At 70.9% G+C, this 25,190-nt stretch carries 21 protein-coding genes, 1 tRNA gene and 1 pseudogene; 10 read left to right on the top strand and 13 right to left on the bottom strand.

The genetic code is table 11. The annotated features are described in order from the left end of the window. A pseudogene (locus tag ACFFCN_RS12060) lies at positions 1–284 on the top strand (ABC transporter ATP-binding protein); the annotation flags it as partial. Between the two features lie 3 nt (positions 285–287). Here ACFFCN_RS12060 and ACFFCN_RS12055 read toward each other — a convergent pair. The 3 genes from ACFFCN_RS12055 to ACFFCN_RS12045 form a co-directional block, all read right to left on the bottom strand. Then, positions 288–1,265: a hypothetical protein gene (locus tag ACFFCN_RS12055; RefSeq protein WP_375491904.1), complete on the bottom strand. Its 978-nt coding sequence runs from the start codon at positions 1,263–1,265 to the stop codon at positions 288–290. Beyond that, positions 1,262–2,773, bottom strand: coding sequence for a hypothetical protein (locus ACFFCN_RS12050; protein ID WP_375491902.1), 1,512 nt, complete (start codon positions 2,771–2,773; stop codon positions 1,262–1,264). Before ACFFCN_RS12050 ends, ACFFCN_RS12055 begins: the two co-directional genes overlap by 4 nt. A 71-nt stretch (positions 2,774–2,844) precedes the next feature. Further along, positions 2,845–3,501, bottom strand: a complete 657-nt coding sequence (locus ACFFCN_RS12045) for a TetR/AcrR family transcriptional regulator (protein WP_375491900.1) — start codon at positions 3,499–3,501, stop codon at positions 2,845–2,847. Positions 3,502–3,517: 16 nt separating this feature from the next. On the opposite strand from ACFFCN_RS12045, the gene ACFFCN_RS12040 reads away from it, so the two are divergent. Genes ACFFCN_RS12040 through ACFFCN_RS12030 form a run of 3 tightly spaced genes read left to right on the top strand, consistent with a single transcriptional unit; the run spans position 3,518 to position 7,167 of the window. Continuing rightward, complete coding sequence (locus ACFFCN_RS12040) at positions 3,518–4,303, top strand: tryptophan 2,3-dioxygenase (RefSeq protein ID WP_375491898.1); 786 nt, start codon at positions 3,518–3,520, stop codon at positions 4,301–4,303. Next, a complete protein-coding gene (locus ACFFCN_RS12035) occupies positions 4,287–5,528 on the top strand; it encodes a kynureninase (protein ID WP_375491897.1) in 1,242 nt (413 codons plus the stop codon). Before ACFFCN_RS12040 ends, ACFFCN_RS12035 begins: the two co-directional genes overlap by 17 nt. 1 nt (position 5,529) lies before the next feature. Beyond that, positions 5,530–7,167: an ABC-F family ATP-binding cassette domain-containing protein gene (locus ACFFCN_RS12030; RefSeq protein ID WP_375491896.1), complete on the top strand. Its 1,638-nt coding sequence runs from the start codon at positions 5,530–5,532 to the stop codon at positions 7,165–7,167. Between the two features lie 9 nt (positions 7,168–7,176). Here ACFFCN_RS12030 and ACFFCN_RS12025 read toward each other — a convergent pair whose 3' ends face one another. Both ACFFCN_RS12025 and ACFFCN_RS12020 read right to left on the bottom strand, forming a co-directional pair. Next, positions 7,177–7,863, bottom strand: coding sequence for a class I SAM-dependent DNA methyltransferase (locus ACFFCN_RS12025; protein WP_375491894.1), 687 nt, complete (start codon positions 7,861–7,863; stop codon positions 7,177–7,179). A gap of 34 nt (positions 7,864–7,897) precedes the next feature. After that, complete coding sequence (locus ACFFCN_RS12020) at positions 7,898–8,845, bottom strand: acyl-CoA desaturase (RefSeq protein WP_375491892.1); 948 nt, start codon at positions 8,843–8,845, stop codon at positions 7,898–7,900. A gap of 177 nt (positions 8,846–9,022) precedes the next feature. Between ACFFCN_RS12020 and ACFFCN_RS12015 the strand changes: the two genes are divergently transcribed. The 3 genes from ACFFCN_RS12015 to ACFFCN_RS12005 all read left to right on the top strand — a co-directional run bounded on the left by ACFFCN_RS12015 (position 9,023) and on the right by ACFFCN_RS12005 (position 11,593). Continuing rightward, positions 9,023–9,095 (top strand) — tRNA-Gln (locus ACFFCN_RS12015). A gap of 60 nt (positions 9,096–9,155) precedes the next feature. Continuing rightward, positions 9,156–10,616 (top strand): bifunctional UDP-N-acetylglucosamine diphosphorylase/glucosamine-1-phosphate N-acetyltransferase GlmU, encoded by a 1,461-nt coding sequence (glmU, locus tag ACFFCN_RS12010; protein WP_375491890.1) that lies wholly within the window; start codon positions 9,156–9,158, stop codon positions 10,614–10,616. Beyond that, a complete protein-coding gene (locus ACFFCN_RS12005) occupies positions 10,613–11,593 on the top strand; it encodes a ribose-phosphate diphosphokinase (protein WP_375491888.1) in 981 nt (326 codons plus the stop codon). Before glmU ends, ACFFCN_RS12005 begins: the two co-directional genes overlap by 4 nt. Positions 11,594–11,611: 18 nt before the next feature. Here ACFFCN_RS12005 and ACFFCN_RS12000 read toward each other — a convergent pair whose 3' ends face one another. The 7 genes from ACFFCN_RS12000 to metG all read right to left on the bottom strand — a co-directional run bounded on the left by ACFFCN_RS12000 (position 11,612) and on the right by metG (position 18,801). Continuing rightward, positions 11,612–12,064 carry a DUF4190 domain-containing protein gene (locus ACFFCN_RS12000; RefSeq protein WP_375491886.1) on the bottom strand — a complete coding sequence of 151 codons (453 nt, stop codon included), beginning with the start codon at positions 12,062–12,064 and terminating at the stop codon, positions 11,612–11,614. Positions 12,065–12,141: 77 nt separating this feature from the next. Then, positions 12,142–12,999: a 16S rRNA (adenine(1518)-N(6)/adenine(1519)-N(6))-dimethyltransferase RsmA gene (gene rsmA, locus ACFFCN_RS11995; RefSeq protein ID WP_375491884.1), complete on the bottom strand. Its 858-nt coding sequence runs from the start codon at positions 12,997–12,999 to the stop codon at positions 12,142–12,144. After that, a complete protein-coding gene (locus tag ACFFCN_RS11990; RefSeq protein WP_375491882.1) occupies positions 12,996–13,511 on the bottom strand; it encodes a hypothetical protein in 516 nt (171 codons plus the stop codon). Before ACFFCN_RS11990 ends, rsmA begins: the two co-directional genes overlap by 4 nt. A 22-nt stretch (positions 13,512–13,533) precedes the next feature. Next, on the bottom strand, positions 13,534–14,739 hold the full coding sequence (locus ACFFCN_RS11985) for a ubiquitin-like domain-containing protein (protein ID WP_375491880.1): 1,206 nt from the start codon (positions 14,737–14,739) through the stop codon (positions 13,534–13,536). Between the two features lie 112 nt (positions 14,740–14,851). Beyond that, positions 14,852–15,979, bottom strand: a complete 1,128-nt coding sequence (locus ACFFCN_RS11980; protein WP_375491878.1) for a ubiquitin-like domain-containing protein — start codon at positions 15,977–15,979, stop codon at positions 14,852–14,854. Between the two features lie 214 nt (positions 15,980–16,193). Beyond that, a complete protein-coding gene (locus tag ACFFCN_RS11975) occupies positions 16,194–17,018 on the bottom strand; it encodes a TatD family hydrolase (RefSeq protein ID WP_375491876.1) in 825 nt (274 codons plus the stop codon). Further along, positions 17,005–18,801 (bottom strand): methionine--tRNA ligase, encoded by a 1,797-nt coding sequence (metG, locus tag ACFFCN_RS11970; protein ID WP_375491874.1) that lies wholly within the window; start codon positions 18,799–18,801, stop codon positions 17,005–17,007. The genes ACFFCN_RS11975 and metG overlap by 14 nt, the downstream gene beginning before the upstream one ends. A gap of 189 nt (positions 18,802–18,990) precedes the next feature. Here metG and ACFFCN_RS11965 point away from each other — a divergent pair, with 189 nt between their 5' ends. Together ACFFCN_RS11965 and ACFFCN_RS11960 are read left to right on the top strand one after the other, a co-directional pair. Then, complete coding sequence (locus ACFFCN_RS11965; RefSeq protein ID WP_375491872.1) at positions 18,991–20,634, top strand: protease pro-enzyme activation domain-containing protein; 1,644 nt, start codon at positions 18,991–18,993, stop codon at positions 20,632–20,634. Between the two features lie 165 nt (positions 20,635–20,799). After that, positions 20,800–22,482 (top strand): protease pro-enzyme activation domain-containing protein, encoded by a 1,683-nt coding sequence (locus ACFFCN_RS11960; protein WP_375491870.1) that lies wholly within the window; start codon positions 20,800–20,802, stop codon positions 22,480–22,482. A gap of 109 nt (positions 22,483–22,591) precedes the next feature. On the opposite strand, the gene rsmI is transcribed toward ACFFCN_RS11960, so the two are convergent. Continuing rightward, positions 22,592–23,458: a 16S rRNA (cytidine(1402)-2'-O)-methyltransferase gene (rsmI, locus tag ACFFCN_RS11955; RefSeq protein WP_375491868.1), complete on the bottom strand. Its 867-nt coding sequence runs from the start codon at positions 23,456–23,458 to the stop codon at positions 22,592–22,594. A 64-nt stretch (positions 23,459–23,522) separates the two neighbouring features. On the opposite strand from rsmI, the gene ACFFCN_RS11950 reads away from it, so the two are divergent. Then, positions 23,523–25,175 carry a dolichyl-phosphate-mannose--protein mannosyltransferase gene (locus ACFFCN_RS11950; protein ID WP_375491867.1) on the top strand — a complete coding sequence of 551 codons (1,653 nt, stop codon included), beginning with the start codon at positions 23,523–23,525 and terminating at the stop codon, positions 25,173–25,175. The last annotated feature ends 15 nt before the right edge of the window (positions 25,176–25,190 follow it).

Below are 25,190 nucleotides of genomic sequence, written 5' to 3'. Positions count from 1 at the left end.
GCCGGGAGGACGCGGACGCCGGCGCAGCGCCCGACACCCGGCGCGAGCGGCGCGGCGACACCCGGGCGGCCCGCAAGGAGCTGACCCGATTGGAGCGGCGGATGGAGACGCTGCACCGCCGCGAGGCGCAGCTGCACGAGGAACTCGCCGCCCACGCCACCGACTACGCCCGCACCGCCGCACTCGACGCGCGCCTGCGCGACACGGTGGCCGAGCGCGAGGCCGCCGAGGAGGAATGGCTCGTGCTGGCCGAGGACGCGGAGGACGCGGAGGACGCCGGCTGACGATCAGCCCTTGGACTGCTTCGTCGCCTCGGCGTCCTGCGCTTGCGCGTCGACGTCGTCGGGCAGGGCTACCGGCGCCGTGCCGGACAGCGTCGCCAGCATCTGGCGCACGTTCGTCAGCTGCGCGTTGATCGCGTTGCGGCGTTGCGTGGCCGCAGACAGCTCCCGGTCCGACTCGGCGCGGATGCGGTCCGCCCGTTCCTTCGCGTCGGCGACGATCTGCTCGGCCTTGCGCTCGGCGTCACCGGTCGTCTGGCCGGCGCGCCGCTGCGACTCGGCCTGCAGCTGATCGCCTTCGGCGCGCAGCTTCGCGACGCGGTTGCGGGCGGCGTCAAGTTCCTTCTCGGCCACCTCGGTGCGGTCCTGGAACATCTGCTCGGCCTTGTCGCGCCGCTCGGCCAGCGTCTGCTCGAAGTCCGCAGCAGCCTTTGCAGCGCGGGCCCGCTGCTCCTCGTAGAGCGCCTCGGCCTCGCCGTTGCGCGCGATCGCCATGCGCTCCGCCTCGTCAGCCATCCGGTCGGCATTGCGCTTGGCTTCCTCGACGACCTGGGTGGCGTGCTGGTCGGCCGAACCGCGCGTCTCCTGCGCGTACTGGTCGGCCTCGTCGCGCGTGGCCGCGGCCGACTTGTCGGCCTCGGCGATGCGCTCGTGGACCTCGGTGACCGCGGCGGTGCGCATCTCGTCGGCTTCTTCCTCAGCCATCGCCAGGATGCGTCCGATGCGCGCACCGAAGTCGTGGAAGGTCGGTTCGGCCGGCGCCGCCGGAGGGGCCGGCGCTTTCGGCTCCTTTGCCTGTGCCTCCTGCTGTTCGCGCGTCTCCTGCTGCTCGCGGCGCAGCTGCGCGACCTCCTGCTCGAGCTGCGCAGCACGCGAGGCGCCGTCGTCGGCGGCGCGGGAGAGCGCGGCCACATGCTGGTCCACCTCTCCCGGGTCGTAGCCGTGTCGGACGGTCTTGAAGCCTGGTGCGGTCTGCTCGGTCATGAGGTCGTGGTCTCCTCGTCGATGTTTCCAACGCGTTGTTCGCTGTTGTCTTGGGACCTTGTGTCTTGGGACCTTGCGTGTTCGGGAACGGCGAGTGCCTCGATGACACCGGACAGTTCCCCCAGCTGCTTGGTGATGTCGTCTCGGTGCGCGGCCAGGACAGCGACCTCGGCGCGGGCATCGGCGAGCATCGTGCGGGCCCGGGTGCGCAGGTCGTCGGTCTCGATGCGCGCTTCGGACACGGCCTTGTTCACGTCCGCCCGCGCCTGACGGCGCAGATCACGGATCTCGTCGCGTGCCCGTGCGAGATCGTCGGCGGCGCTGGCACGTACGACCTTGGCGCTGGCCTCGGCCTCGCTGTGTCGCCGTTGAGCTGCGGCCTCGACGGACGCAGCGTGTTCGGTGGCCTTCGCGATGATCGCCTCCGCGTCGTCGCCCGCCATGGCCCGGATCTCGCCGGCGTCCGCGCGCGCCTCGGCGAGCGTGCGTTGCGCCTCGTCACTGAGGTCGCGGGCCGCGGTACGCGTGCGCTCGATGTGCTCCGCTGCCGCTTCTCGGGCCTGCCGCTCCGTCTCGTCGGCCTGCTCGCTCGCTGCCTGGCGTACCTGTTCGGCTTGAGCGGCCGCCTCACGCCGTATCTTCTCGGCATCCGCGTCGGCCGCAGCGAGCAGCGCGTCGATGGTCTGCTTGGTCCACGACGTCTGCTCACGCGCCTCGGCAAGCTCCGCAGCGATCGTCTCGCGGGTCTCCTGCAGCATGGCCTCGCTGCGCTCGCCTGCGTCCGTACGCGCCTGCTGACCGGCCGCGCGTGCGAGGTCCGCGTCGCGCTCGGCGACGGCGTGGATTTCCCGAGCCTGGTCGTTGGCCTGCGCGATGACCTGCGCGGCTTCGGCGCGCGCGTCGTCGGCGACGCGGCGCAGCTCGTCCTCGTGCGCCGTGCGCGCAGCCGCCAGCTCGGCGTGGTGCGCGGTGTTCGCCGCGGCGTGCTCGTCGCGTGCTCGACGGGCTGCCTCGTCAGCCTCGGTGGCCAACTGCTCGGCCCGCGCGCGACCGGCAGCGACGATCGCTTCGGCCTGCTCGCGTAGCACTGCAGCCGTGGAGCGCGCGTCCTCGAGCTCATGTTCGGCGTCCTCGCGGGCCTGCTCCATGACACGGTCTGCGTCCTGCTCGGCCTGCGACGTGATGAGCGCCGCCTGACCCAGGGCGTCGGAGACGATGGCCTGGGCGTGCTCGTCGGCCGCCTGCCTGTCCGGCGGTTGCCCGTCCGGCTGCTCGGCGACATGCCGGCCGACCTCGTCCGCGACCACGTCCGCGTCCGCGTCCGCGTCCGCGTCCACGGTCTCCGCCCGCGTGTCGTCCGCCGGCCCGTGCGACGTACCCAGCGTGGGCAGCGAGACGGCCGGTTGGGCAGCCTCTGCGTCGGCGCTGAACGTCGGCAGCGTCCACGGCCCGCGCTCGTCAGCCGGCGCGGCGAGCGCGTCGCCGTGGCTGTCCGGGTCGGGCTGCATCCGAACATCGTGGCAGGCCGGGCTGGCCGGAGCGAGCCCCGGGGGAAAACGGGACAAGACAGGCGGAACGCTCAGTCGGTCCGCTCGGCCGACGGATCGGCGAGCGGAGTCGGGTTCGCCTCGAGCCGTGCCAATCCGTTCCAGCCGAGATTGACGATGTGTGCAGCCACCACCTCGCGTGGCGGCGTGCGCTCCTCCAGCCACCACATGCCGGTGAGCGCGACCATCCCGACCAGCATCTGGGCGTACATCGGCGCGTGCTGGGGGTCCATGCCCTGCCGCACGAACTCACGGGCCAGCACGTGTTCGACCTGGTTCGCCACGTCGTTGAGCAGCGAGGAGAACGCCCCGGTACTGCCGCCGCGCGAATCGCGGGAGAGCAGGTGGAAGCCGTCCGGCTCGTCCTCGATGTAGGTCAGCAGGGCCAGCGCGGCCTGTTCGGACAGCTCGCGCGAGTGCCCGCTGGACAGCGCACGGGTCAGCCGGTCCAGCAGCCCGCTCATCTCGCGGTCGACGACGACGGCGTACAGGCCCTCCTTGCCGCCGAAGTGCTCGTACACCACCGGCTTGCTCACCTTCGCGCGAGCGGCGATCTCCTCGATCGAGGTGCCGTCGAAACCCTTCTCGGCGAACAGCGCCCGACCGATCTGCACCAGCTGCTCGCGGCGTTCGCGTCCGGTCATCCGAACCCGGGCACCGTCGGCGGGCTGCCGCTCCTCATCGGTCATCGCCCATGATGTTCGCATGGGCGAAGAGGCTGCGGCGCTCGTGCCGCTGACGTACTCGAGTTACCTGCGGCTGCCGGACCTTTTGTCCTGCCAGCGGCCGGCCACCGACCAGCACGACGAGCTGCTCTTCGTGATCATCCACCAGGTCTACGAGTTGTGGTTCAAACAGGTACTGCACGAAGCGGCGCTGCTGCAGTCCCGGCTCGAGGCCGGCAACGGCACGGGCGCGCTGCCCACCGCGCGGCGGATCGCCAAGATTCTCAAGACCATCGTCGGCCAGCTCGACGTGCTCGAGACGATGACGCCGCGGCAGTTCGCGTCCTTCCGCCCGCAGCTCGGCTCGTCCAGCGGTTTCCAGTCCGACCAGTTCCGCGAGCTGGAGGCGGTGCTCGGCAGACGCGATCTCGATCCCGACCTCGACCCGCGCACCGCGGCTGCGATGCGCCGCCGCTCCGTGTGGGACTCGCTGCTGCGCTATCTGTCGGCCGAGGGGTACGACGTGCCCGGTCCCGCGCTCGACCACGACCCCGCCCAGCCGTGGCCGGCCGGCGACGAGTCGATCCTCGCGTTACTGCGCGTGGTGTACGACGACGAAGGCACCGCGAGCGAGGTGTGCGAGGCGCTGGTCGACATCGACGAAGGGATCCAGGAATGGCGGTACCGGCACGTGAAGATGGTCGAGCGGATCATCGGCACGCAGCCCGGCACGGGCGGCTCGGCGGGCGCGGCATACCTGCGCTCGACGCTGTTCCGGCCCGCGTTCGCCGACCTGTGGACGGTGCGCGGTGAACCTGTCGGCTGAGTCGATCGTGTCCCGCGCCGATGCGCTGGCCGCCGACGACGCGGATCCGCTGGCGTTCGCGCGCGCCCGGTTCGTCCTGCCCGACGGCGTCGTCTACCTCGATGGCAACTCCCTGGGCGCGTTGCCCCGCGATGTGCCGCAGGCGGTGGCCGAGACGATGGACCGCGAGTGGGGACGCGACCTGATCGGGTCGTGGAACGGCAACGGGTGGTGGACACTGCCCGCGCGGGTCGGTGATCGCATCGGCGCGCTCGTCGGCGCCGGGCCCGGCCAGGTGATGTGCGGGGACTCGACCAGCGTGCAGCTGTTCCAGGCGCTGGTCGCGCTGGCCCGGCTCAACCCCGGCCGGCACGTGCTTGTCACCGACGGCGACAACTTCCCGACCGACCAGTACCTCGCCGACTCCGTTGCCCGCATGCTCGGCATGCAGGTGCGCCGCGTCTCGCCGCGCTACATCGGCTCCGCGCTCGGCCCGGATGTCGGCGTCGTCGCGTTCAGCGCGCTGGACTACCGCACCGGTGAGCTGTGGGACGCGCGGGCGATCACCTCGGCGGTGCACGCCGCCGGCGCGTTGATGCTCTGGGATCTCGCGCACGTCGTGGGCGCGGTGCCCTTCGAACTCGACGCATTGGGAGCGGACGCGGCCGTGGGTTGCTCGTACAAGTATCTCAACGGCGGTCCCGGGGCGCCGGCATGGATCTATCTCGCCGCCCGCCACCACGACGCGGCCGACCTTCCGCTGACCGGTTGGCAGGGGCACGCGCAGCCGTTCGCGCTGGATTCCTCGTACGCGCCGGCCGCCGGCATCGAGCGCGCCCGCATCGGCACCCCGGCAGTGCTCGCGATGCGCTCATTGGACGCCGCGCTCGACGTGTTCGACGGCATCGAGGCGCCGCTGCTGCGCGCGAAGTCGCTCGCGCTGACGTCGTTGGTGATGGCGTGGGCCGACCGGTCCGGCATCGCCGTCGCCACCCCGCGCGAACCGCAACGCCGCGGATCGCAGGTGGCGTTGCGGATGCCGCACGCCTACGAGGTGACGCAGGCGCTCATCGCCCACGGCGTCGTGGGTGACTTCCGCGCGCCCGACCTGCTGCGGCTCGGCTTCGCGCCGCTCTACCTCACGTTCACGCAGGTGTGGGACGCGCTGGAGACGTTGCGCGGCGTGCTCGAATCCGCCGAGTGGCGGCAGCCGCAATACGCGCGCGGCGACCGCGCCGTCACCTGACGTGGCCGGCCTCGTCGCGCGCGGTGTCGCCGCCAGCTTCGGCGCGCGCTCGCTGTTCCACGGCCTCGACCTCGTCGTGGACCCCGGCGCGGTCATCGGGCTCGTCGGCGCGAACGGCGCCGGCAAGTCGACACTGCTGCGGATGCTGGCCGGCATCGTCGAGCCGGAGGAAGGCACGGTCACTCGCCTACCGGCGTCGGCGACCGTCGGCTATCTCGCGCAGGAGCCGGAGCGCCGCGCGGGGGAGAGCGTCGGCGCGTTCCTCGCCCGACGCACCGGCGTCGCCGAGGCGGCGGCCGAACTCGAGCGCGCGTCGGCGGCGCTCGCCGAGTCCGCATCCGGTGCCGACGACGCATACGCGCACGCACTGGAACGCTGGCTCGCCCTCGGCGGCGCCGACCTCGACGAGCGCATCGAGCCGGAGCTCGAGCGCATCGGCCTGGACGTCGGCGCGGACGCGCTGATGGCCGGGCTGTCCGGCGGCCAGGCAGCACGGGCCGGACTGGCGGCTCTACTGCTCGCGCGCTTCGACGTCTTCGCCCTCGACGAACCGACCAACGACCTGGACCTTGCCGGGCTGGACCTGCTGGAGCGATTCGTCACCGGGCAGCGCGCCGGTGTGGTGCTGGTCAGCCACGACCGAGAGTTCCTGGCGCGGACCGTCACCGAGATCGTCGAACTCAACCTCGCCCAGCAGCAGGTCGGGCACTACGACGGCGGGTACCAGGCGTACCTGGACGAGCGCGCGGTGGCGCGTCGGCACGCCCGCGAGGCCTACGACGAGTACGCCGAGCGGCGCGCGGAGCTCGGCGAGCGAGCCCGGACGCAACGCAACTGGCTGGACAAGGGCACCCGCAACGCGCGGCGCAGGATGGGCTCCGAGCCGGACAAGAACATCCGGCAGCACGCGCGGGAAACGAGCGAGAAGCAGGCCGCCAAAGCCCGGCAGACCGAGCGGGCGATCGAGCGGCTCCAGGTCGTCGAGGAACCACGCAAGGAATGGCAGCTGCAGTTCGAGATCGCCGCCGCGCCGCGCTCCGGCGCGGTGGTGGCCGTCCTCGACGACGCCGTCGTGCGCCGCGGCGTCTTCACCCTCGGCCCGGTCTCGCTGCAGGTCGACTGGGGCGATCGCGTCGTCGTGACCGGCCCGAACGGCGCGGGCAAGACGACCCTGCTCGGCGCGCTGCTCGGGCAGGTGCCGCTGGAGTCCGGCCGGTCCTCTCTCGGCCCGGGTGTCGTCGTCGGCGGCATCGACCAGGCGCGCACGCTGCTCGGCGAGAGCGACACATTGCCGTCGGCCTTCGCACGGCTGTTGTCCGACTGGCCGGACGCGGACGTGCGCACCCTGCTCGCCAAGTTTGGTCTGCGCGCCGAACACGTCAGCCGTACGATCGGCACGTTGTCGCCCGGCGAGCGCACCCGCGCCGCGCTGGCGCTTCTCCAGGGCCGCGGCGTGAACCTGCTCGTGCTCGACGAACCGACCAACCACCTCGACCTGCCCGCGATCGAACAGCTGGAGCAGGCGTTGCGCGGCTATCCCGGCACGCTGTTGCTCGTCAGCCACGACCGCCGACTGCTCGACGCCGTCGAGGTCACCCGGCGGATAACCGTCGACGCGGGTGTCGTCCGCGAGTCCTGAAGCGGTCGGTCAGCGGCGACGACCCACCAGCACGCGGTACCAGACCGGATCGCCGGCGACCGTACGGCGATGCACGAACCGCTCGTCGCGCCGTATGTCGGTGTGCTCGGCGAAGATCGACCGGGCGTCGTCGGCATGCGCCTCCGCGCAGGTGTAAGCGAGCCAACCGCCCGGGGCGAACGCCGCCCAGGTGCGCGCGAGTACCTGCGGCTCGATGTGCCCGCCGGTCAGCGCGCCCGCACTGACCAGCGCGGTCAGCCGATGCCGGGTCACGAGATCGGGTACCGCGGCGTCACCGAGCGCCGCGACCACGAACTCGGCGTACAGCCCGGGCCGGTCGCGTTCGGCTGCTGCGCCCGCGGCCGGGCTGACGTCCAGCCCGACCACCGGCGTCAGACCGGCGTCGCGCAGCGCTGCGCCGGACACCCCGTTGCCGGCACCGACGTCCAGGCACCGGACGTCGGCCGGTTGCTCTCCGGCCGCCGTGACCTCGGCCGCGAGCGAGGTGGCCAGCGTCTGCGGCGACACGCAGCCCAGCCGGTCCGAGACAACGTGCTCGTAGAGCCCCGGGACGGCGTAGACGTCGTCGTAGTCGTGGATGCGCATGACCCGCCGCCCACCGTCGCGTTCGAGGACGAAGGTCTCGCTGCCGCGCACGGTCGGCGCGGCCGGGTCGAGGTCGACGTGGAAGTCCATGCGGCCCATCTTCGCGTGCCGGCCGCTGCGTCGGTCAGGCGCGCAGCTTCTCGAGCCGCTCCGGCTTCGGCCAGCGCACGTCGGTGGCCCAGCCGAACTTCTCGAACAGCCAGATCATCCGCGCCGACGAGTCGAGTTGGCCACGCAGCACGCCATGCCGTGCGGCGGTGGGGTCGGCGTGGTGCATGTTGTGCCAGCTCTCGCCGAAGCTCAGGATCGCCAGCGGCCAGAAGTTCGCGCTCTTGTCCCGTGCCTGGAACGGGCGCTCGCCGATCGTGTGGCAGATGGAGTTGATCGACCACGTCACGTGGTGCAGCAGGAAGACCCGCACGAGCGAGGCCCAGAAGAATGCGGACAGCGCACCGGCCCAGGAGCCTGCCACGAGGCCGCCGATCAACGCCGGGGCGAGCATCGACACCAGTAGCCACACCGGGAACAGCTTGTCGACGAACCGGATGTCCTTGTCGCGCATCAGGTCCGGCGTGTACTTCTCCCGGTTGGTGTGCATCTCGTCGAACATCCAGCCGAGGTGCGCGTACGCCAGGCCCTTCATGAGCGCGCCGGTGGTCTCGCCGTAGCGCCACGGCGAGTGCGGATCGCCCTCGCGGTCGCTGAAGGCGTGGTGGCGGCGGTGGTCGGCGACCCAGCGGATGACCGGCCCCTCGATCGCCATCGATCCCGCGATCGCGAGCCCGATGCGCAGCGGCCGGTTGGCGCGGAAGGACTTGTGCGTGAACAGCCGGTGGTAGCCGACGGTGATCCCGAGGCCGGAGACGATGTAGAACGCGACGAACAGGATGACGTCGGTCCAGCCGAGGCCCCAGCCCCACAACACCGGCACCGCAGCGAGGAACGCCAGGAACGGCACGATGACGAACGAATAGAGCATCAGCTGCTCGCCCGGGCGTTTCGTCCCTTCGAACGTGGTCTTCGGCGCGTTCGCGGGCGGGTCGGCGGGCAGCCGTTCCTGCGTGATGGTCATTGGTGTCCTCGGCTCGGCGGTACGCCCGGGTCGGGCTCCTGGTCGATGTTCGCAGACCGTGTCGGCTGCGGTTCCCATCGACTACGAAAGCGTAACTTACGTGACCGTAGGTTTGCTGTGTGCCGCCGAAGCGTCCGAACAGGCGCGCGGGCATGAAATAGGGTGGCGCAGTTGCTGTGGGGGATGGGGTAATCGGCAGCCCGCCGGCCTTTGGAGCCGTGCAGTCTCGGTTCGAGTCCGAGTCCCCCAGCCGAATGACTAGTCTGGGCCGCGATCGACCTCGCTGCCGACTGCTCGTGAAGGGTGCTTCATGACCGAGCTCGCGGTGGTCGTCCTCGCCGCGGGTGAGGGCACGCGCATGCGCTCCGCAGCATTGCCGAAGGTGCTGCACGGGTTCGCCGGGCGCTCGATGCTGCAGCACGTGCTCGCCGCCACCGACGCACTCGCACCGGCACGCACCGTCGTCGTCGTCGGGCACCGCCGCGACGAGGTCACCGCACACCTACGCGACATCGCGGCCGGCGCGACGCCGGTCGTGCAGGCCGAGCAGCGCGGCACCGGGCACGCCGTCCGGCTGGCACTCGAACCGCTCCCCGAGGCCGACGGGACCGTGCTCGTCGTGCCCGGCGACGCCCCGCTGCTGACCGCCGAAGCCCTGCACGCGCTGGTCGACGAACACGCCGCGAGCGGCGCCGCGGCCACCTTGCTGACCAGCGTGCTTTCCGATCCGACCGGCTACGGCCGGGTGCTGCGCGGTGCCGACGGCGCCGTGGCCCGCGTGGTCGAGCAGAAGGACGCGAACGCCGACGAGCTGGCCGTGTCCGAGGTCGCGACCAGCGTGTACGCCTTCGACCTCGCCGTGCTGCGCGGCGCCGTCACGCGGTTGTCCACCGACAACGCCCAGGGCGAGGAGTACCTGCCCGACGTCGTCGCGATCCTCGCCGCCGACGGTCACCGCGTCGGCGCGGTGCTCGCACCGGCGGAGCAGACGGCGGGCGTCAACGACCGCGTGCAACTCGCCGCGGCCCATCGCGTCTACAACGGCAGGCTGCTCGAGGCGCACATGCGCGCCGGCGTCACCGTGGTCGACCCGGCCACGACGTGGGTCGACGCCGGCGTCGCGCTGGAGCCCGACGTCACGCTCTGGCCGGGCACGGACCTGCACGGCGCCACGCGGGTCGCGGCCGGTGCGCACGTCGGCCCGCACGTGACACTCACCGACACGGCCGTGGGCGCCGGCAGCCGCATCTCGCGCGCGGTGGCGATGCAGGCCGTACTCGGCGCGGACGTCTCGGTCGGCCCGTTCGCGTATCTGCGCCCGGGGACTGTCCTGGCCGACGGCGCGCACGTCGGCACGTACGTCGAGGTCAAGAACAGCGAGGTCGGGCCGGGCAGCAAGGTGCCGCACCTGAGCTACGTGGGCGACGCAACGATCGGCGAGCAGAGCAACATCGGCGCGGCCACCGTGTTCGTCAACTACGACGGCGTGGCGAAGCACCGCAGCGTGGTCGGAGATCACGTGCGCATCGGCTCGGACACGATGATCGTCGCGCCACGCGAGATCGGCGACGGCGCATACACGGCGGCCGGTTCGGTGATCACACAGGACGTGCCGCCCGGATCGATGGCCGTGGCGCGCGGGCGGCAGCGCAACGTGGAAGGCTGGGTGGAGCGCAGCCGCGCGGGCTCCCCCGCCGCCGAGGCTGCGCGACGAGCGCGCGGGCGCACTGAATCAGCCGAGGACAGCCACGACGACGAGGCAGGCGGATGAACACACTCGAGGTCGCCGGCCGCAAGAGCCTGGTGCTGCTTTCCGGCGGCGCCTACCCCGATCTCGCCGACGAGATCGGCGCGCAGATCGGGGTCAGCGTCACGCCCACGACCCGACGCCAGTTCGCGAACGGTGAGCTGTTCATCCGACCGAACGAGTCGGTGCGCGGCACGGATGCGTTCGTCATCCAATCGCACACGTCGCCCATCAACGACTGGACGATGGAAAGCCTGCTGCTCGTCGACGCGCTCAAGCGGGCGTCGGCCAAGCGCATCACCGTCGTCGCACCGTTCTACCCCTACGCGCGACAGGACAAGAAGCACCGCGGCCGCGAACCGATCTCGGCGCGGCTCGTCGCCGACCTGTTCAAGACCGCGGGCGCGGACCGGTTGATGGCCGTCGACCTGCACACCGCGCAGATCCAGGGCTTCTTCGACGGCCCGGTCGACCACCTGTTCGCCCTGCCGCTGCTGGCCGAGCACGTGCGCGACAAGTACGACACCTCGGACCTCGTCGTGGTGTCCCCCGACACCGGCCGGGTGCGGGTGGCCGAGCAGTGGGCCGACGAGCTCGGCGGCCTGGAGATCTCGTTCGTACACAAGACGCGCAACATCGACGCCGCGAACGACGTCGTCGCGAACCGCGTCGTCGGTGACGTCACCGGCCGGCGCTGCCTGCTGATCGATGACATGATCGACACCGCCGGCTCGATCACCAAGGCGGCCGATCTGCTCTTCGACGAGGGCGCCGCCGAAGTGATCATCGCCGCGACGCACGGCATCTTTTCGGGCGACGCCGTGGACCGGCTCAAGAACAGCCGGATCGGCGAGATCATCGTGACGAACACGCTGCCGATCGACGAGGCCAAGCGCTTCGACAAGCTGTCCGTGCTCTCGATCGCGCCGCTGCTCGGCAAAGCGATCAAGGAAGTGTTCGAGGACGGCTCGGTGACGAGCCTGTTCCACGGCCGCAGCTAACCGCCTTGGCCGCTGCGGTCAGGAATTGACCACGGCGACGAGAACGATGATCGCCGGGATCAACGAGACGATGCCGAGCACGAGTCCCGCGATGGCGAGGCCGGTCCCGGACCCGTTGCGCTTGCCCGCCGCCATGCCCGCGCCGCCCAGGATGATGCCCAGCACGCCGAGCACGATGCCGACGACGGGCACCCAGCACAGGATCAGCCCGAGCAACCCGAGCACGAAGCCGGCAGTGCCCAATCCGTTGCCCGGTTTGGGCTGCGCATACCCGTACGGGCTGTTGCCGTAGGGCGCGTTCCCGTACGGGCTGTGGCCGTAGGGCGCGGGCCCGTACTGGCCCTGGGTGGCGGGCGGCTGGCCGCCGTACGGGTAACCCTGCTGCTGGCCGTACTGCTGCTGGCCGTACTGCTGCTGGCCGTACTGCTGCTGCGGCGTCGGCTGTTGCCCATAATCGTCGTGCGCAGACATGACCCGTCCCGTGGTGATCGTGTGAGAGCTCTGCGGAGAGTAAGCCGTGATCGCGCGTCTGTAAACGCGTGTCCGCGCTAGTTGATCAGCCCGGGTTTCGCCTCGGCGATGCGCGCGAAGGAGGCGACGTCCAGCGCTTCGCCGCGGGTGGCCGGATCAATGCCTGCTATCCGCAGAGCCGTCTCGGCAGCAGCAGCGGAACCCGCCCAGCCGGCCAGTGCGGCGCGCAGCGTCTTGCGCCGCTGGGCGAACGCCGCGTCGATCACCGCGAAGACCTGCACGCGCGTCGCGGTCGTGGCCGGCGCTGCATGCCGGATCAACCGCACCAGCCCGGAGTCGACGTTCGGCACCGGCCAGAACACCGCGCGCGGGACCGGCCCGGCGCGGTGCGCGCTCGCGTACCAGGCGACCTTGACGCTGGGCACGCCGTAGGTGCGCGAGCCGGGCGCGGCGGCGAGCCGGTCGGCGACCTCGGCCTGCACGAGCACCAGCCCGCGCGCGAGGCTCGGCAGTGTCGCCAGCACGTGCAGCAGAACGGGCACTGCCACGTTGTAGGGAAGGTTGGCGACGACGGCGGTCGGCGGCGCGAGGCCGGCCGGCAGGTCGCGCAGGCGCAGCGCGTCGGCGTGCAGCACGGCGAGGTCGGCGTGCGGCAGCCGGGCACGCACCGTCGACTCCAGGGCCGTCGCCAGCACCGGGTCGACCTCCACCGCGGTGACGGGGTGGCCGGCGTCGAGCAGGCCGAGGGTGAGCGAGCCGAGGCCGGGGCCGATCTCGAGCACGCGCTCGCCGGGCTCGAGTGCCGCCGTGTTCACGATGCGCCGGATGCTGTTGGCGTCGTGCACGAAGTTCTGCCCGAGCGTCTTGGTCGGCCGCACGCCGAGCGCGTCGGCGAGCGAACGGATCTGCGCAGGGCCGAGCAACGAGTCGCTCATTGCTCGCGCCGTTCCGGCGTGTGCACCTGATCGCTGTAGACGACGTTGCGCCGCTCCGGTTGCGCCCTGCGCCGACCGAACGCGGCCGCGCCCATCACGAGGCCACCGACGACGATCCCCGCGACTCCGCCCGCACCGAGCGCGGGGCCGATCGCGTCGACGGCGTGCCGCTGACAATCGACGTGTGCATTGTCGTCAGCGACGCCCTGCGCCGCGGACGGCAACCCGGCCTCCTGCCACCATGCCTGGCACGCGGCCGCCCCACCGTAGTGCCGGAAGCCGCTACCGAACAGCAGCAGGCACAGTGCCGCGAGACCGGCCAGCACCGCCGCCACCGCGACCAGCAGCCGGTCGTCGGCCTGCCGGCCGCGTCGCCACATGCGCATCGCGAGCACGACGAACAGGACGGCGACGATCAGCAGCGCGATCAGCGCGAAGGTCGGGGCGTCGCTGGAACCGGGACAGTGCGAGTTGACGCACTGGGTGTTCGCCGGCCGGTCGACGCTGAGCACGCCGCCTATTGTGCGGGGTCGCTCAGTAGTACCAACCGCCGTGCGCCTGCCAGGTCGACCAGGCGTTGCACGGGTCGTGGTAGCGCGACTCGATGTACTTCAGGCCCCACTTGATCTGCGTCTCGGCGTTGTCCTGCCAGTCGGGTCCGGCGGACGCCATCTTCGAGCCGGGCAGTGCCTGCGGGATGCCGTAGGCACCGCTGCCGCCGTTGCTCGCGTGGACCCGCCAGCCGCTCTCGTGGTTCCACATGCTCACCAGGCAGCTGTACTGGTCGTCGCCCCAACCGTGCTGGGCAAGCAGCTTCTTCGCGATGGCCTTCGCGCTGCCGGGGGTCGGCGCGGGCGCGTTGGGCGTGTTCGGCGCACTGCCACCGCCGCCGCTCGAGGACTTGTGCTTCGCCGCCTTCTTCGTGCCGAGCTCGACGATCTGCTGACGCGCCGCGGTCAGTGTCTGCGAGCTCAGCCGTGCCTGGCCGGCGACCTTGCCGTCGATGTAGAGCACCGCATAGGTGTTGCGCACCTTGCCCTGGTGCCCGCGCTTGAGGACGTTCGTCTTGCCGGCCGTGAGCTTCGGGTTGTTGCGGGTGCTCGTAGGGAACGGCAGCGCCTCGACCTTGGTCACCTGCTTGGTGATTACCCGGTCGACCCGGATCAGCTCGCCGGGATGCACGGGCGAGTTACCCGGCACCGAGACGCGGTCGACGGGGCCCAGCGTGACGCCGAGCTGCGTCAGCACCGCGCTGACGGTCGGTGCCGTCGTCTGGACGTGGTCCTGCCGGCCGTCGTGTACGACCGTCACGGCGGACGGCGTACGGATCGCGATGCTGGTTGCCCCGAGCGGCAGCCGCCGCGACCGCGATACGGAGACGAAGTCGCCGGCCGGGTAGCCGAGCTCCCCGAGCGCTGCGGAGACGGTCGGCGCGGTGGTCCAGACCTGCGCGGTCCGCCCGTCGACGTCGAGTTTGAGCAGTCGGCCGCGGCGCAGCACGATCTTGGCGCCGTCGCGCACATCGGACTTCTCGGCGGGCGCGACCAGGTCGTGGGAGTCGACGTGGTAGCCGTGCGCGGCCAGCACCTGACCGACCTGGTCCGCGGTCGTGGAGACCGTCCGCGCCTTCCCGTCGACGACGAGGTGCACGGACTTGTCGACACCGGCCCACACCACAGGGGTGGCGATGAGACCGGCCAGTACGGCGGCGTTGACGCCGTACTTGATGGTGCGCAGCACTTAGCGAGCTCCTGAGTTGGTTCGGCGGGGGGACGCTGTCATCGGCTCAGTCGAGTCACGAAACTGTAACGGACGGCGGTCCCGTAGTTGAAATCGCATCCACTCGGCGGGGCTAGAGGCGCGAGCCGCACACCGGCCACGGGCTCGAGCCCGCACGGTCGTAGAGGTGGGTGGCCACCGCGATCTGCTCTTCCCGGGTGGCGAGGTCGGCGCGCGAGGCGTACTTGCCGCCGCCGTTGCTCTTCCACGTGCCCTTGTCGAACTGCAGCCCGCCGTAGTAGCCGTTGCCCGTGTTGTCGTGCCAGTTGCCGCCCGATTCGCACTGCGCCACGGCGTCCCAGTCCAGGCCCGAGCCGGAGCTGTGGTGGGAGGTCGTCTTGTTCTGCTTGGCCGCGGCCACCTTCGGGTGCTTCTTGGTGCCGACCTTCTCGACCTGGGTACGCGGCTTCGAGCGCACCGCGGTGCTGACCAGCTTGCGGGTCGTGGCCTTGCCGTCGACGTAGGTCACGTCGTAGACGACCGACTCGGAGCCGGCCTTGCCGGGTGTGGTGACCTTCGTGTGGCCTCGGTACATCGACTTGTCGGAGTGCTGCTGCACGGCGTACGGCGTCGACTTGGTCTTCGCGACGCGCTTGACGAGCACCCGCTGCACCCGCACCGACACCGGGCTGGTCAACGCGGTGGCGGCCGCCGGGGTAACGCGGTCCTGCGGTCCGACGCGCACGCCGAGTTGCGAGAGCGCCTGCGCGACGGTCGGCGCGGTGGTGTCGACCTGGTGCGTCTGGTGGTCGACGTAGACCACGACACGCTTCGGTGCGCGCAACGCGATGCTGGTGGCGTTGAGCGGGAGGCGGGTCGAGCGGGACACGGAGACGAAGTCGCTGCTCGGGTACCCGAGGTCGGCGAGCGCCTGGTTGACGCTGGTGTCCGTCGTCCAGACGCTGCGGCGCCGGCCGTCGACGTTGAGCAGCAGCAAGCGGCCGCGCTTCAAGACGATCGTGGCGCCGTTGTGCACTGCCGAAGCAGCCGCCGGCGCGACGATGTCGTGTCCGTTGACGTCGTAACCGGCTGCGTCGAGCGCACCGCGGACGGTGTGCGCCGTTGTCTGCACGGTCTTCGGATGGCCGTCGACCACCAACTTCACCTTGGATCCGTCGGATCCCATCGCGTAGGCGGCACTACCGCCCACTACGGCTGCCAGGACGGCGCCATAGACGCCGTACTTGAGGCTGCGTTGCACGTGTTCCCCGTTCGTTGCGCGGATCGCGCGGTCGGACTGGTCACGGCACGGTAACGAGCGCGTCAGTGAGAATTCAAACCCTCTCGGGTAGATAAGCCTGGTTTGTCGGGATTCGCGCAGCCCACTTAACCGCTACACACGCTGTTATGCGGGCGGTGTGCGCTCCTGATAAAAATCTTGTGAGTGCGAGCACCGAAACGAAACTTTCCGGACGTCAGGGCAGCCCGAAGACGACCCGCCCCGTGTCCCGGATCGCGGCGCACAGCTCGTCGAGGTCGCGGCCCATGGCCGCCGCCAGACCGCGAACCGTCAGCGGCAGCAACCGTGGAGCGTTCGGCGTGCCGCGCAACGGGTGCGGCGTCAGGAACGGCGCGTCGGTCTCCACGAGCACCCGGTCGAGCGGCGCGACCGCCGCGGCAGCGCGCAACTGCGGTGCGTTCTTGAACGTCACGACGCCGGCGAAGGACATGACGTACCCGGCGTCCACGCACGCGCGCGCCATCACCGCGTCGCCGGAGAACGCGTGGAAGACCACGACGTCCGGCGCGCCCTCCTCCCGAAGGATGCGCAGCACGTCGGCGTGCGCGTCGCGGTCGTGGATCATCAGCGGCTTGCCGACGCGTTTCGCGAGATCAATGTGCCGACGGAAGTGCTCCTGCTGCACGGCAGGCTGCGTCCGGTCCCAGTAGTAGTCGAGCCCCGTCTCGCCGACGGCGACGACCTCCGGCTGCATGGCCAGGCGTTCCAGTTCCAGGTAGCCGGCGTCGTCGAGCGTGCCCACCTCGGTCGGGTGCACCGCCACGGCGGCATAGACGTCCGCATGGGCCGCAGCCGCGTCAACGCACCACCGCGAGGACGCCACGGTGTCGCCCACAGTCACCGCGGCCACGACCCCCGCTGCGCGCGCGTCGGCCATCACCTGCGCGACGAAACCGTCCGACGGGTCGACGCCGGCTCGTGCGGCCATGGCGTCGAGATGGGTGTGCGCGTCGAAGACAGGTGACGCCAGCGCTTCGACGGTCTGGTCAGCCACCGGCAAGACGTGCCAGTTCCTCGTCGACGATCGACGGGTCCAGTTTGGTGAACACCGGCTTCGGCGGCTGCACCGGACGCCCGACCGGGATCGGCACGGACTCCCACCGCGCGCCCGTGTCGTACTCGCCGGTCAGCACCGAGTACGACGGGGACCCCGCGGCAGTCTCGTCCGGCACCTCGACGAGCTCGGGCATCGCGGCCCAGGCGCCCGGGCCGCGGACGAGGTCGTGCACCCTGGCCGACGAGGCCGGCAGGAACGGCGTCAGCAGCGTCTTGATGTCGTCGACCACCTGCAGCGCGACGTGCAGCACCGTCGCCATCCGCGCCGGGTCGCTGTTCTTGAGCTTCCACGGCTCGGTGTCCGACAGATACTTGTTGGCCGCGGCCACCACGCCCATCACCTCGGTGATCGCCGCCTTCTGCCGCGAGCGTTCCAGCAGCGCACCGACACTTGCGAAGGCGTCGCGCGACCTCGCGAGCATGTCGTGGTCCGCGTCGGTCAGGTCGTCCGGCGGCGGGATGGCGCCGAGGTTCTTCGCCGTCATGGACACCGTCCGGTTGACCAGGTTGCCCCAGCCGGCCACGAGCTCGTCGTTGTTGCGGCGCAGGAACTCCGACCACGTGAAGTCGGTGTCCTGGGTCTCCGGACCGGCGACCGCGAGGTAGTACCGCAGCGAGTCGGCGTCGTAGCGCTCGAGCATGTCGCCGACATAGATCACCACGTTGCGCGACGAGGAGAACTTGCGGCCCTCCATCGTCAGGAACTCGCTCGACACGACCTCGTACGGGCGGTTCAGCGCGCCCAGCCGCCCGGGCGTGCCGCCCTTGGCGCCGATGCCGGAGTAGCCGAACAGCATCGCCGGCCAGATCTCGGCGTGGAAGACGATGTTGTCCTTCCCCATGAAGTAGTAGCTGCGCGAGTCCGGGTCCTGCCACCACGGCCGCCACGCGTCCGGGTCACCGCTGCGTTGCGCCCACTCGATGGAGGCGGACAGGTAACCGACCACGGCGTCGAACCACACGTAGATCCGCTTGTCCGGGCGGTCGCGCCATCCGTCGAGCGGGATCGGGATCCCCCATTCCAGGTCCCGGGTGTACGAGCGGGGTTTGAGGTCGTTGAGCAAATTGAGGCTGAAGCGCTGCACGTTCGGGCGCCAGTGGTCCTGCTTCTTCAGCCAGTCGGCGAGGACGTCGGCGAAGGCCGGGAGATCCAGCATCATCTGCTCGACCTCGACGAACTTCGGGGTCTCGCCGTTGATCCTCGAGCGAGGATTGATCAGGTCGATCGGATCGAGCTGATTGCCGCAGTTGTCGCACTGGTCGCCGCGCGCTTCCGGGTAGCCGCAGATGGGGCAGGTGCCCTCGATGTAGCGGTCCGGGAGGGTGCGTCCGGTGGACGGGCTGATGGCCCCCAGCTGGGTCTGCGGGAAGACGTAGCCGTTCGCGAGCAGGCCGAGGAAGATCTCCTGCGCGATGGCGTAGTGGTTCTTCGTCGTGGTCCGGGTGAACAGGTCGTAGGACAGCCCCAGGCGCTGCATGTCCTTGGCGATGACCAACGCGTTGCGGTCGGCGAGTTCGCGGGCGCTCACGCCCTCGGCGTCGGCCTGTACCTGGATCGGCGTGCCGTGCTCGTCCGTGCCGCTGACCATGAGCACGTTGCGCCCCGCCAAGCGCTGGTAGCGGCTGAAGACGTCGGACGGCACGCCGAAGCCCGCGACGTGCCCGATGTGCCGTGGGCCGTTCGCGTACGGCCACGCGACGGCGGTCAGGATGTGCTCGGAGCTCACCGAACCAGCCTAGTGACGGGTCCTCGCCGGTTACCGGGCCGCTTGTGATGGCCGCGTGAGATGCGGGTGATCGCCGTCACCGTGCCGTGCAGGCCTCGTTGCACCTGGTGAGGCGCCGGAAACCGGCCGGCGCACGGAACCCGATTGGGGCTCGTCTTGTCCGCTCTCCCCGCCTCATCGCGGCTGAAGATGGCCGCTGCGACGACCGTGACGCTGCTCGGCGCAGCCGCCGCGGTGGCCGCGCTTCCGCATGCCGCCGGAGCTGCCACTGGAACCCAGTGGGCGCCGACCGCCACGAACGCGCTCTCCCTCAAGGACGCGACGTCGCAGGGCACGGCGGCCGCCAGCACCCCGCTGCACCTGACCGTCGGCCTCACCCCCCGCGACAGCGCCGGGCTCGACCAGCTGATCCAGGCGCAGGCGACGCCAAGCAGCTCCAGCTATCACCAGTACCTCTCGAAGGCGCAGTTCACGGACCGCTTCGCCGCGACGCAGGCCACCGCGTCCGCGGTCAGCAGCTACCTCTCGTCGCAGGGACTGACGAACGTCAAGGTCGCCAGCAACCGGCTGCAGATCACCGCCGAGTCCACCGTCGCCAACGCGGAGAAGGCGTTCAACACCAAGATCTCGCGCTACACGCAGAACGGCCGCACGGTGCTTGCGAACACTGCCTCCGCGCAGGTGCCCGCGGCACTGTCATCCGCCGTGTCCGGCGTGCTCGGCCTGTCGACGCTCGGCGTGCACGCCGCACCGGCGCCGACGGTGCCGAAGCTCACCGGCTACTACCCCAAGGAGTTCAACACCGTCTACGACTCCGGCTCGACGTCGTCGGGCAGCGGCTCGACGCTCGCGGTCATCGCCGAGGGTGACCTGACGCAGACGGTCAAGGACCTGCGCACCGCCGAGGCCAACCAGAACCTACCGCAGACCCCGGTCAACCTGATCTACGCCGGCGCGAAGACCAGCGACACCTCGGGCACCGACGAGTGGGACCTGGACACGCAGACCTCGACCGGCATCGCGTCCGGCGTCGACAAGCTCGACATCTACATCGCGCCGTCACTGAGCGACGCCGACCTCGCGGCCGCGCTGAACAAGTTCGCGTCCGACAACGACGCGCAGGCCGGCTCCGCCTCGCTGGGTGAGTGCGACATCCTGCCCTACCTCGACGGCGCGGCGAAGGTCGACGACGCGGCGCTCGCCGAGGCAGCGTCGCAGGGGCAGACCTTCTTCGCCTCGTCAGGTGACACCGGCAGCTCCTGCGCCGTGCTGCCGACGAACGGCGTCCCCGGTTCCGGCCCGACCGACACCGAGTACCCGGCGAGCTCGCCGTACACCACCGGCGTCGGCGGCACGACGCTCGACACCGACGCGAGCGACACCTACGCCACCGAGATCGCCTGGAACGCCGGTGGCGGTGGCATCTCGCCGGTCGCGAAGGCTCCGGCCTTCCAGAAGGGCGTCAGCCCGGCCGCCAAGCTGGGCCTGCGCGGTGTGCCGGACGTCGCCTTCGACGCCGACCCGACCACCGGCGGCAACATCTACGTCGACGGCGCGTCGGAGACGATCGGCGGCACCAGCCTCGCCTCGCCGCTTGCGCTCGGCCTGTGGACGCGGATCAACGCCACGCACGGCAACAAGCTCGGCGCCGCGGCACCGAAGCTGTACAAGTACTACTCGGGCGTGCAGGGCGGCTCGATCACCAAGACGGTGCCCGGGTTCCACGACATCACGCTCGGGGCGAACGGCCTCTACACCGCCCTGCCCGGCTACGACTACACGACCGGCCTGGGCAGTTGGGACGTCGCGAAGTTGAGCGCAGCGCTGAGCTGACGCGAATCGCGTCGACGGCCCGGGGCACCACGGTGTCCCGGGCCGTCCGTCGTCTGCGTGCCTCACGCCAATTTTGCCCGTGACCGGGTCGGCCGGCCGTCGTTGTTCCGGGCAGAGGACGTTACTGCCGAGTAACGCCCGCCCCACGTCTGGAGACTCGTGCTGATGTCTGCCAACTCCCTCACGAAGCGCCACGCAGGCGTGGCGGCCGTGACCGTCGCCCTGCTCGGCGCCGCGGCCGCGGTCACGGCGCTGCCGTCCGGTGCCGGCGCGGCCTCGTGGTCGCCGACCGCCACCAAGGCGCTCAACCTCAAGAACGCGACGTTGCTCGGGCACGCGTCGTCGACAACGCCGCTGCGCATCACGGTCGGGCTCACCCCCCGCGACCGCAGCGGGCTGAACACGCTGATCAAACAGCAGTCGACGCCCGGCAACGCCCAGTTCGAGAAGTTCCTGACGCCGGCGCAGTTCACGTCGCGCTTCGCGGCCACCTCGGCCACCGCGACCGCGGTGTCGAAGTACCTGACCTCGGCCGGGCTGACCAACGTGACCGTCGCCGCGAACCGGCTGCAGGTCACCGCGAACGCGACCGTGGCAAGTGCGGAGAAGGCGTTCGACACCTCGATCTCGTCCTACCGGCAGCAGGGCAAGACGGTGCTCGCCAACACTGCTGCCGCGCAGGTGCCCAGCTCGCTGGCCAACTCGGTCAGCGCCGTGCTCGGACTGTCGTCGCTCGGCATGTCCAGTCCGCTGCCGCCCGTCACCGCGCCGAACCTGAACGGCTTCTACCCCAAGGAGTTCAACACCGTCTACGACTCGTGGGGCACGAAGCCGGGCACCGGCACCGGCCTCGCAGTGATCGCCGAGGGCGACCTGACGTCGACCGTCAAGGATCTGCGCACTGCCGAGAACGCGCAGCAGCTGCCGCAGGTGCCGGTCAGCCTGCGCTACGCCGGCATCCACAGCCCCGACACGTCCGGAGCCGACGAGTGGGACCTGGACACGCAGACCTCGACCGGCATCGCGCCGAACGTGAAGCAACTCGACATCTACATCGCCACGTCACTCACCGACTCGGACCTGGCGCGAGCCATCAACCTGTTCGTCACGGAGAAGCGCGACCAGGCGGGTTCGGCATCGCTCGGTGAATGCGACGCGCTCGCGTCGCTCGACGGTTCGACCACCATCGACGACATCGCGTTCGCCCAGGCGGCGGTCCAGGGTCAGACGTTCTTCGCATCCAGTGGTGACACGGGCAGCTCCTGCGCCGTGCTGCCGACGAACGGCGCCCCCGGTTCCGGCCCGACCGACACCGAGTACCCGGCGAGCTCGCCGTACGTCACCGGTGTCGGCGGCACGACACTCGATGCGAGTTCGACGGACGCCTACGGCACCGAGGTCGCCTGGAACGCCGGTGGCGGCGGCATCTCGCCGATCGAGGCCCAGCCCTTCTGGCAGAACGGCGTCGCGCCCGTGTCCACCCCGGTGACCAGCCTGCGAGGCGTGCCCGACGTGGCCTTCGACGCCGACCCGACCACCGGCGGCAACATCTACGTCGACGGCGCCCCGGAGGAGATCGGCGGCACGAGCCTCGCCTCGCCGCTGGCGCTCGGCCTCTGGACCCGGATCAACGCCTCGCACAGCGGCAAGCTGGGGTTCGCCCCGCCGAAGCTGTACGCGCTGTACAAGACGGCGCAGGGATCCTCGGTGACCCCGCCGACCGCAGTGCCCGGCTTCCACGACATCACGGTGGGCGCCAACGGCCTTTACACCGCGCTGCCCGGCTACGACTACACGACCGGCCTCGGCAGCTGGGACGTCGGCAAGCTGGACGTCGCGATCAAGTAAGCGCTCGACACCGCAGCCCGGGACACCACGCGTGTCCCGGGCCGCTGGCGTTTGCCCTCGCGATCAACACGGTCTGCGCACCGGTTTTCCGGGGCCTACAGCGTGATGATCACCGAGACTGCTGCCGCTTCGCCGCGACAACTGCGTCGAAGACGACGCGCTTGGCGACGCCGCGTGCACGCGCAACCTCGGCGATGGCCTCCTTGCGCGGCTGCCCCGCGGCCTCGCGCGCCTCGACCTCGGCGGCGAGCGAGGCGGCGTCCGGCGCGGCGGCGGAGGTCACCGCGCCCGCGACGACGACGGTGATCTCACCGCGCAGCCCGTCGGCGGCCCAGGCCGCCAACTCGGCGAGCGTGCCGCGCCGCACCTGCTCGTGGGTCTTGGTGAGTTCGCGGCACACGCAGGCGCGGCGGTCGGCACCCAGCACGGCGACGCAGTCGGCGAGCGTCGCCGCGATCCGGTGCGGCGCCTCGAACAGCACGGCGGTGCGCGGCTCGTCGATGAGCGCCTCGAGCGCACGACGCCGAGCGCCCGCCTTGCGCGGGAGGAAGCCCTCGAAGCAGAACCGGTCGACCGGCAGGCCGGACACCGCGAGTGCGGTGGTCACCGCGGACGGGCCGGGCAGGCACGTGACGTCGAGCCCGGCGTCGACGGCGGCCGCCACGAGCCGGTAACCGGGATCGGACACCGACGGCATGCCGGCGTCGGTGACGACCAGGACGTCCTCGCCGGCCCGCAGGGCGTCCAGCAGCGCCGGCACGCGGTCAGCCTCGTTGGCGTCGAAGAACGACACGACGCGCCCGGTCGGCGCGACGCCCAGATCGGCACACAGCCGCTGCAGGCGGCGGGTGTCCTCGGCCGCGATGACCGGCGTCGTGGCGAGCGCAGCGGCCAGGCGCGCGGACGCGTCATCGGGGCGGCCCAGCGGCGTGCCGGCGAGCAGGACGCGTCCCTGCTCGCCCACGTGCCCGGTCACGCCGTGCAGCCTAGGTGGCGGCACACTCAGGTGGAGATCATCGGGGCGCACCTAGGATCGGCGCGTGACCGCGACTGCTGTGCCTCCGGTCGTCGACACGGCGGACCGGGACGGCGGGGACGACACGACCGCCGAGCCGCCGCGCACCGGCCGCTCGGTGCCCGCCGCGCTCGCTGCGTGGCACGACCCCTACGCACGGCGCGGCTGGGTGGGCACGCTGGTCGTCGCGGCGCTGGCCGTGCTCACCCGCTTCTGGGCCCTCGGCTTCCCGCCCGGGAGCAACGTCGTACCGAAGAACGGCATGAACTTCGACGAGGTGTACTACACCGTCGAGGCCCAGGAGATGCTGCGGTTCGGCTACGAGGACAACCGCGGTTACATGTTCATCGTCCACCCGCCGCTCGGCAAACTGCTGATCGCGCTGTCCGAGGGCGCCTGGGACGGCAGCCGCTCGGAGTACCTGACCAACTCCGTCGGCTGGCGCATCGCGCCGGCGGTGTTCGGTTGCATCGGCGTGGTGCTCATGACGCGCATCGTGCGCCGGATGATGCGCTCGAACGTGTTCGGCGTGCTCGGCGGCCTGCTGATGGTCATGGAGGGCATGTCGCTGGTGCTCGCGCGCACCGCGATCCTCGACATCTTTTTGCAGACGTTCATCATCGGCGGGTTCGGCGCGCTCGTCGTCGACCGGGACAAGATGCGCGCGCGGTTGGGCGCCCTGATCGCCGACGGCGCCGACCTGAGCGCAGGCGCGCCGAGCCTCGGCCCGCGGCCCTGGCGGCTGCTGGGCGGTGTGCTGCTCGGCCTGGCGTGTGCGGTGAAGTGGACCGGTGCGTACTTCTTCATCGCACTGCTCGTCCTGACGTTGTTGTGGGACCGCGCCGCGCTGCGCTCGGCGGGCGTGCGCAAACCGCTGCGCAGCTGGTCCTACCGCAGCGTCCTGCCCGGTGTCGGCTCGCTGATCGCGGCGCCGGTCGGGGTCTACCTGCTGACCTATCTCGGCTGGTTCACCGGCGAGAACGGCTGGAACCGGCACTGGGCAGACAGCCACAAGACCTCGGCGCGGCTCGACCTGTGGGGAGTCCGCGTTCCGTTCGACTGGGGCTGGGTGCCCGGCCCGCTGCGCTCGCTGGGCTGGAACACCCTGGATGCCTACCGCTTCCACGAGGGTCTGGACAGCGGACACGCGTACGGCTCGAAGCCGTGGAGCTGGCTGGTCATGGGCCGGCCGGTCGACTTCTACTACGACGGGTCGTCCACCTCGTGCGGCGCGTCGTCGTGCTCACGCGAGGTCCTGCTGATCGGCACGCCGATCATGTGGTGGGCTTTCGTGCCCATGCTGCTCTGGCTCGGGTGGCACTGGTTCACGACGCGGGACTGGCGCGCGGGCACCGTCTGGATGGCGTTCATCGCCGGCTGGCTCGTCTGGTTCCTCGACCTCAAGCGCACGATGTTCTTGTTCTACATGGCGCCACTCGTGCCGTTCCTCATCATCGGGCTGGTCCTCGCGATCGGCGCCGTGCTCGGCCCAGCCGTCGACACCCGTGCCGGCGGCGCCGAACACGCCCTGCGCCGTCGGCGGTGGGGCATCGCCGCCGTCTCGGTGTTCCTCGCGCTGGTCGTCGCGGACTTCGCCTGGATGTGGCCGATCTTCACCGGCGGCCTGCAGACCTACTCGGAATGGCACGCGCATATGTGGCTACCGTCGTGGGTATGACCGCCGGAACGACCG

This window comes from uncultured Jatrophihabitans sp., from assembly GCF_964246335.1.
Taxonomy (GTDB): Bacteria; Actinomycetota; Actinomycetes; order Mycobacteriales; family Jatrophihabitantaceae; genus Jatrophihabitans.
The sequence above is the reverse complement of the archived record's forward strand: the minus strand, read 5'-3'. Positions and strand labels throughout refer to the sequence as shown.

Bases quoted from the DNA above. Each gene is read 5' to 3' on its own strand.
- ACFFCN_RS12055 (WP_375491904.1), bottom strand. From the start codon at position 1,265: ATGACCGAGCAGACCGCACCAGGCTTCAAGACCGTCCGACACGGCTAC.
- ACFFCN_RS12050 (WP_375491902.1), bottom strand. From the start codon at position 2,773: ATGCAGCCCGACCCGGACAGCCACGGCGACGCGCTCGCCGCGCCGGCT.
- ACFFCN_RS12045 (WP_375491900.1), bottom strand. From the start codon at position 3,501: ATGACCGATGAGGAGCGGCAGCCCGCCGACGGTGCCCGGGTTCGGATG.
- ACFFCN_RS12040 (WP_375491898.1), top strand. From the start codon at position 3,518: ATGGGCGAAGAGGCTGCGGCGCTCGTGCCGCTGACGTACTCGAGTTAC.
- ACFFCN_RS12025 (WP_375491894.1), bottom strand. From the start codon at position 7,863: ATGGACTTCCACGTCGACCTCGACCCGGCCGCGCCGACCGTGCGCGGC.
- ACFFCN_RS12020 (WP_375491892.1), bottom strand. From the start codon at position 8,845: ATGACCATCACGCAGGAACGGCTGCCCGCCGACCCGCCCGCGAACGCG.
- glmU (WP_375491890.1), top strand. From the start codon at position 9,156: ATGACCGAGCTCGCGGTGGTCGTCCTCGCCGCGGGTGAGGGCACGCGC.
- ACFFCN_RS12005 (WP_375491888.1), top strand. From the start codon at position 10,613: ATGAACACACTCGAGGTCGCCGGCCGCAAGAGCCTGGTGCTGCTTTCC.
- ACFFCN_RS12000 (WP_375491886.1), bottom strand. From the start codon at position 12,064: ATGTCTGCGCACGACGATTATGGGCAACAGCCGACGCCGCAGCAGCAG.
- rsmA (WP_375491884.1), bottom strand. From the start codon at position 12,999: ATGAGCGACTCGTTGCTCGGCCCTGCGCAGATCCGTTCGCTCGCCGAC.
- ACFFCN_RS11965 (WP_375491872.1), top strand. From the start codon at position 18,991: ATGGCCGCTGCGACGACCGTGACGCTGCTCGGCGCAGCCGCCGCGGTG.
- ACFFCN_RS11960 (WP_375491870.1), top strand. From the start codon at position 20,800: ATGTCTGCCAACTCCCTCACGAAGCGCCACGCAGGCGTGGCGGCCGTG.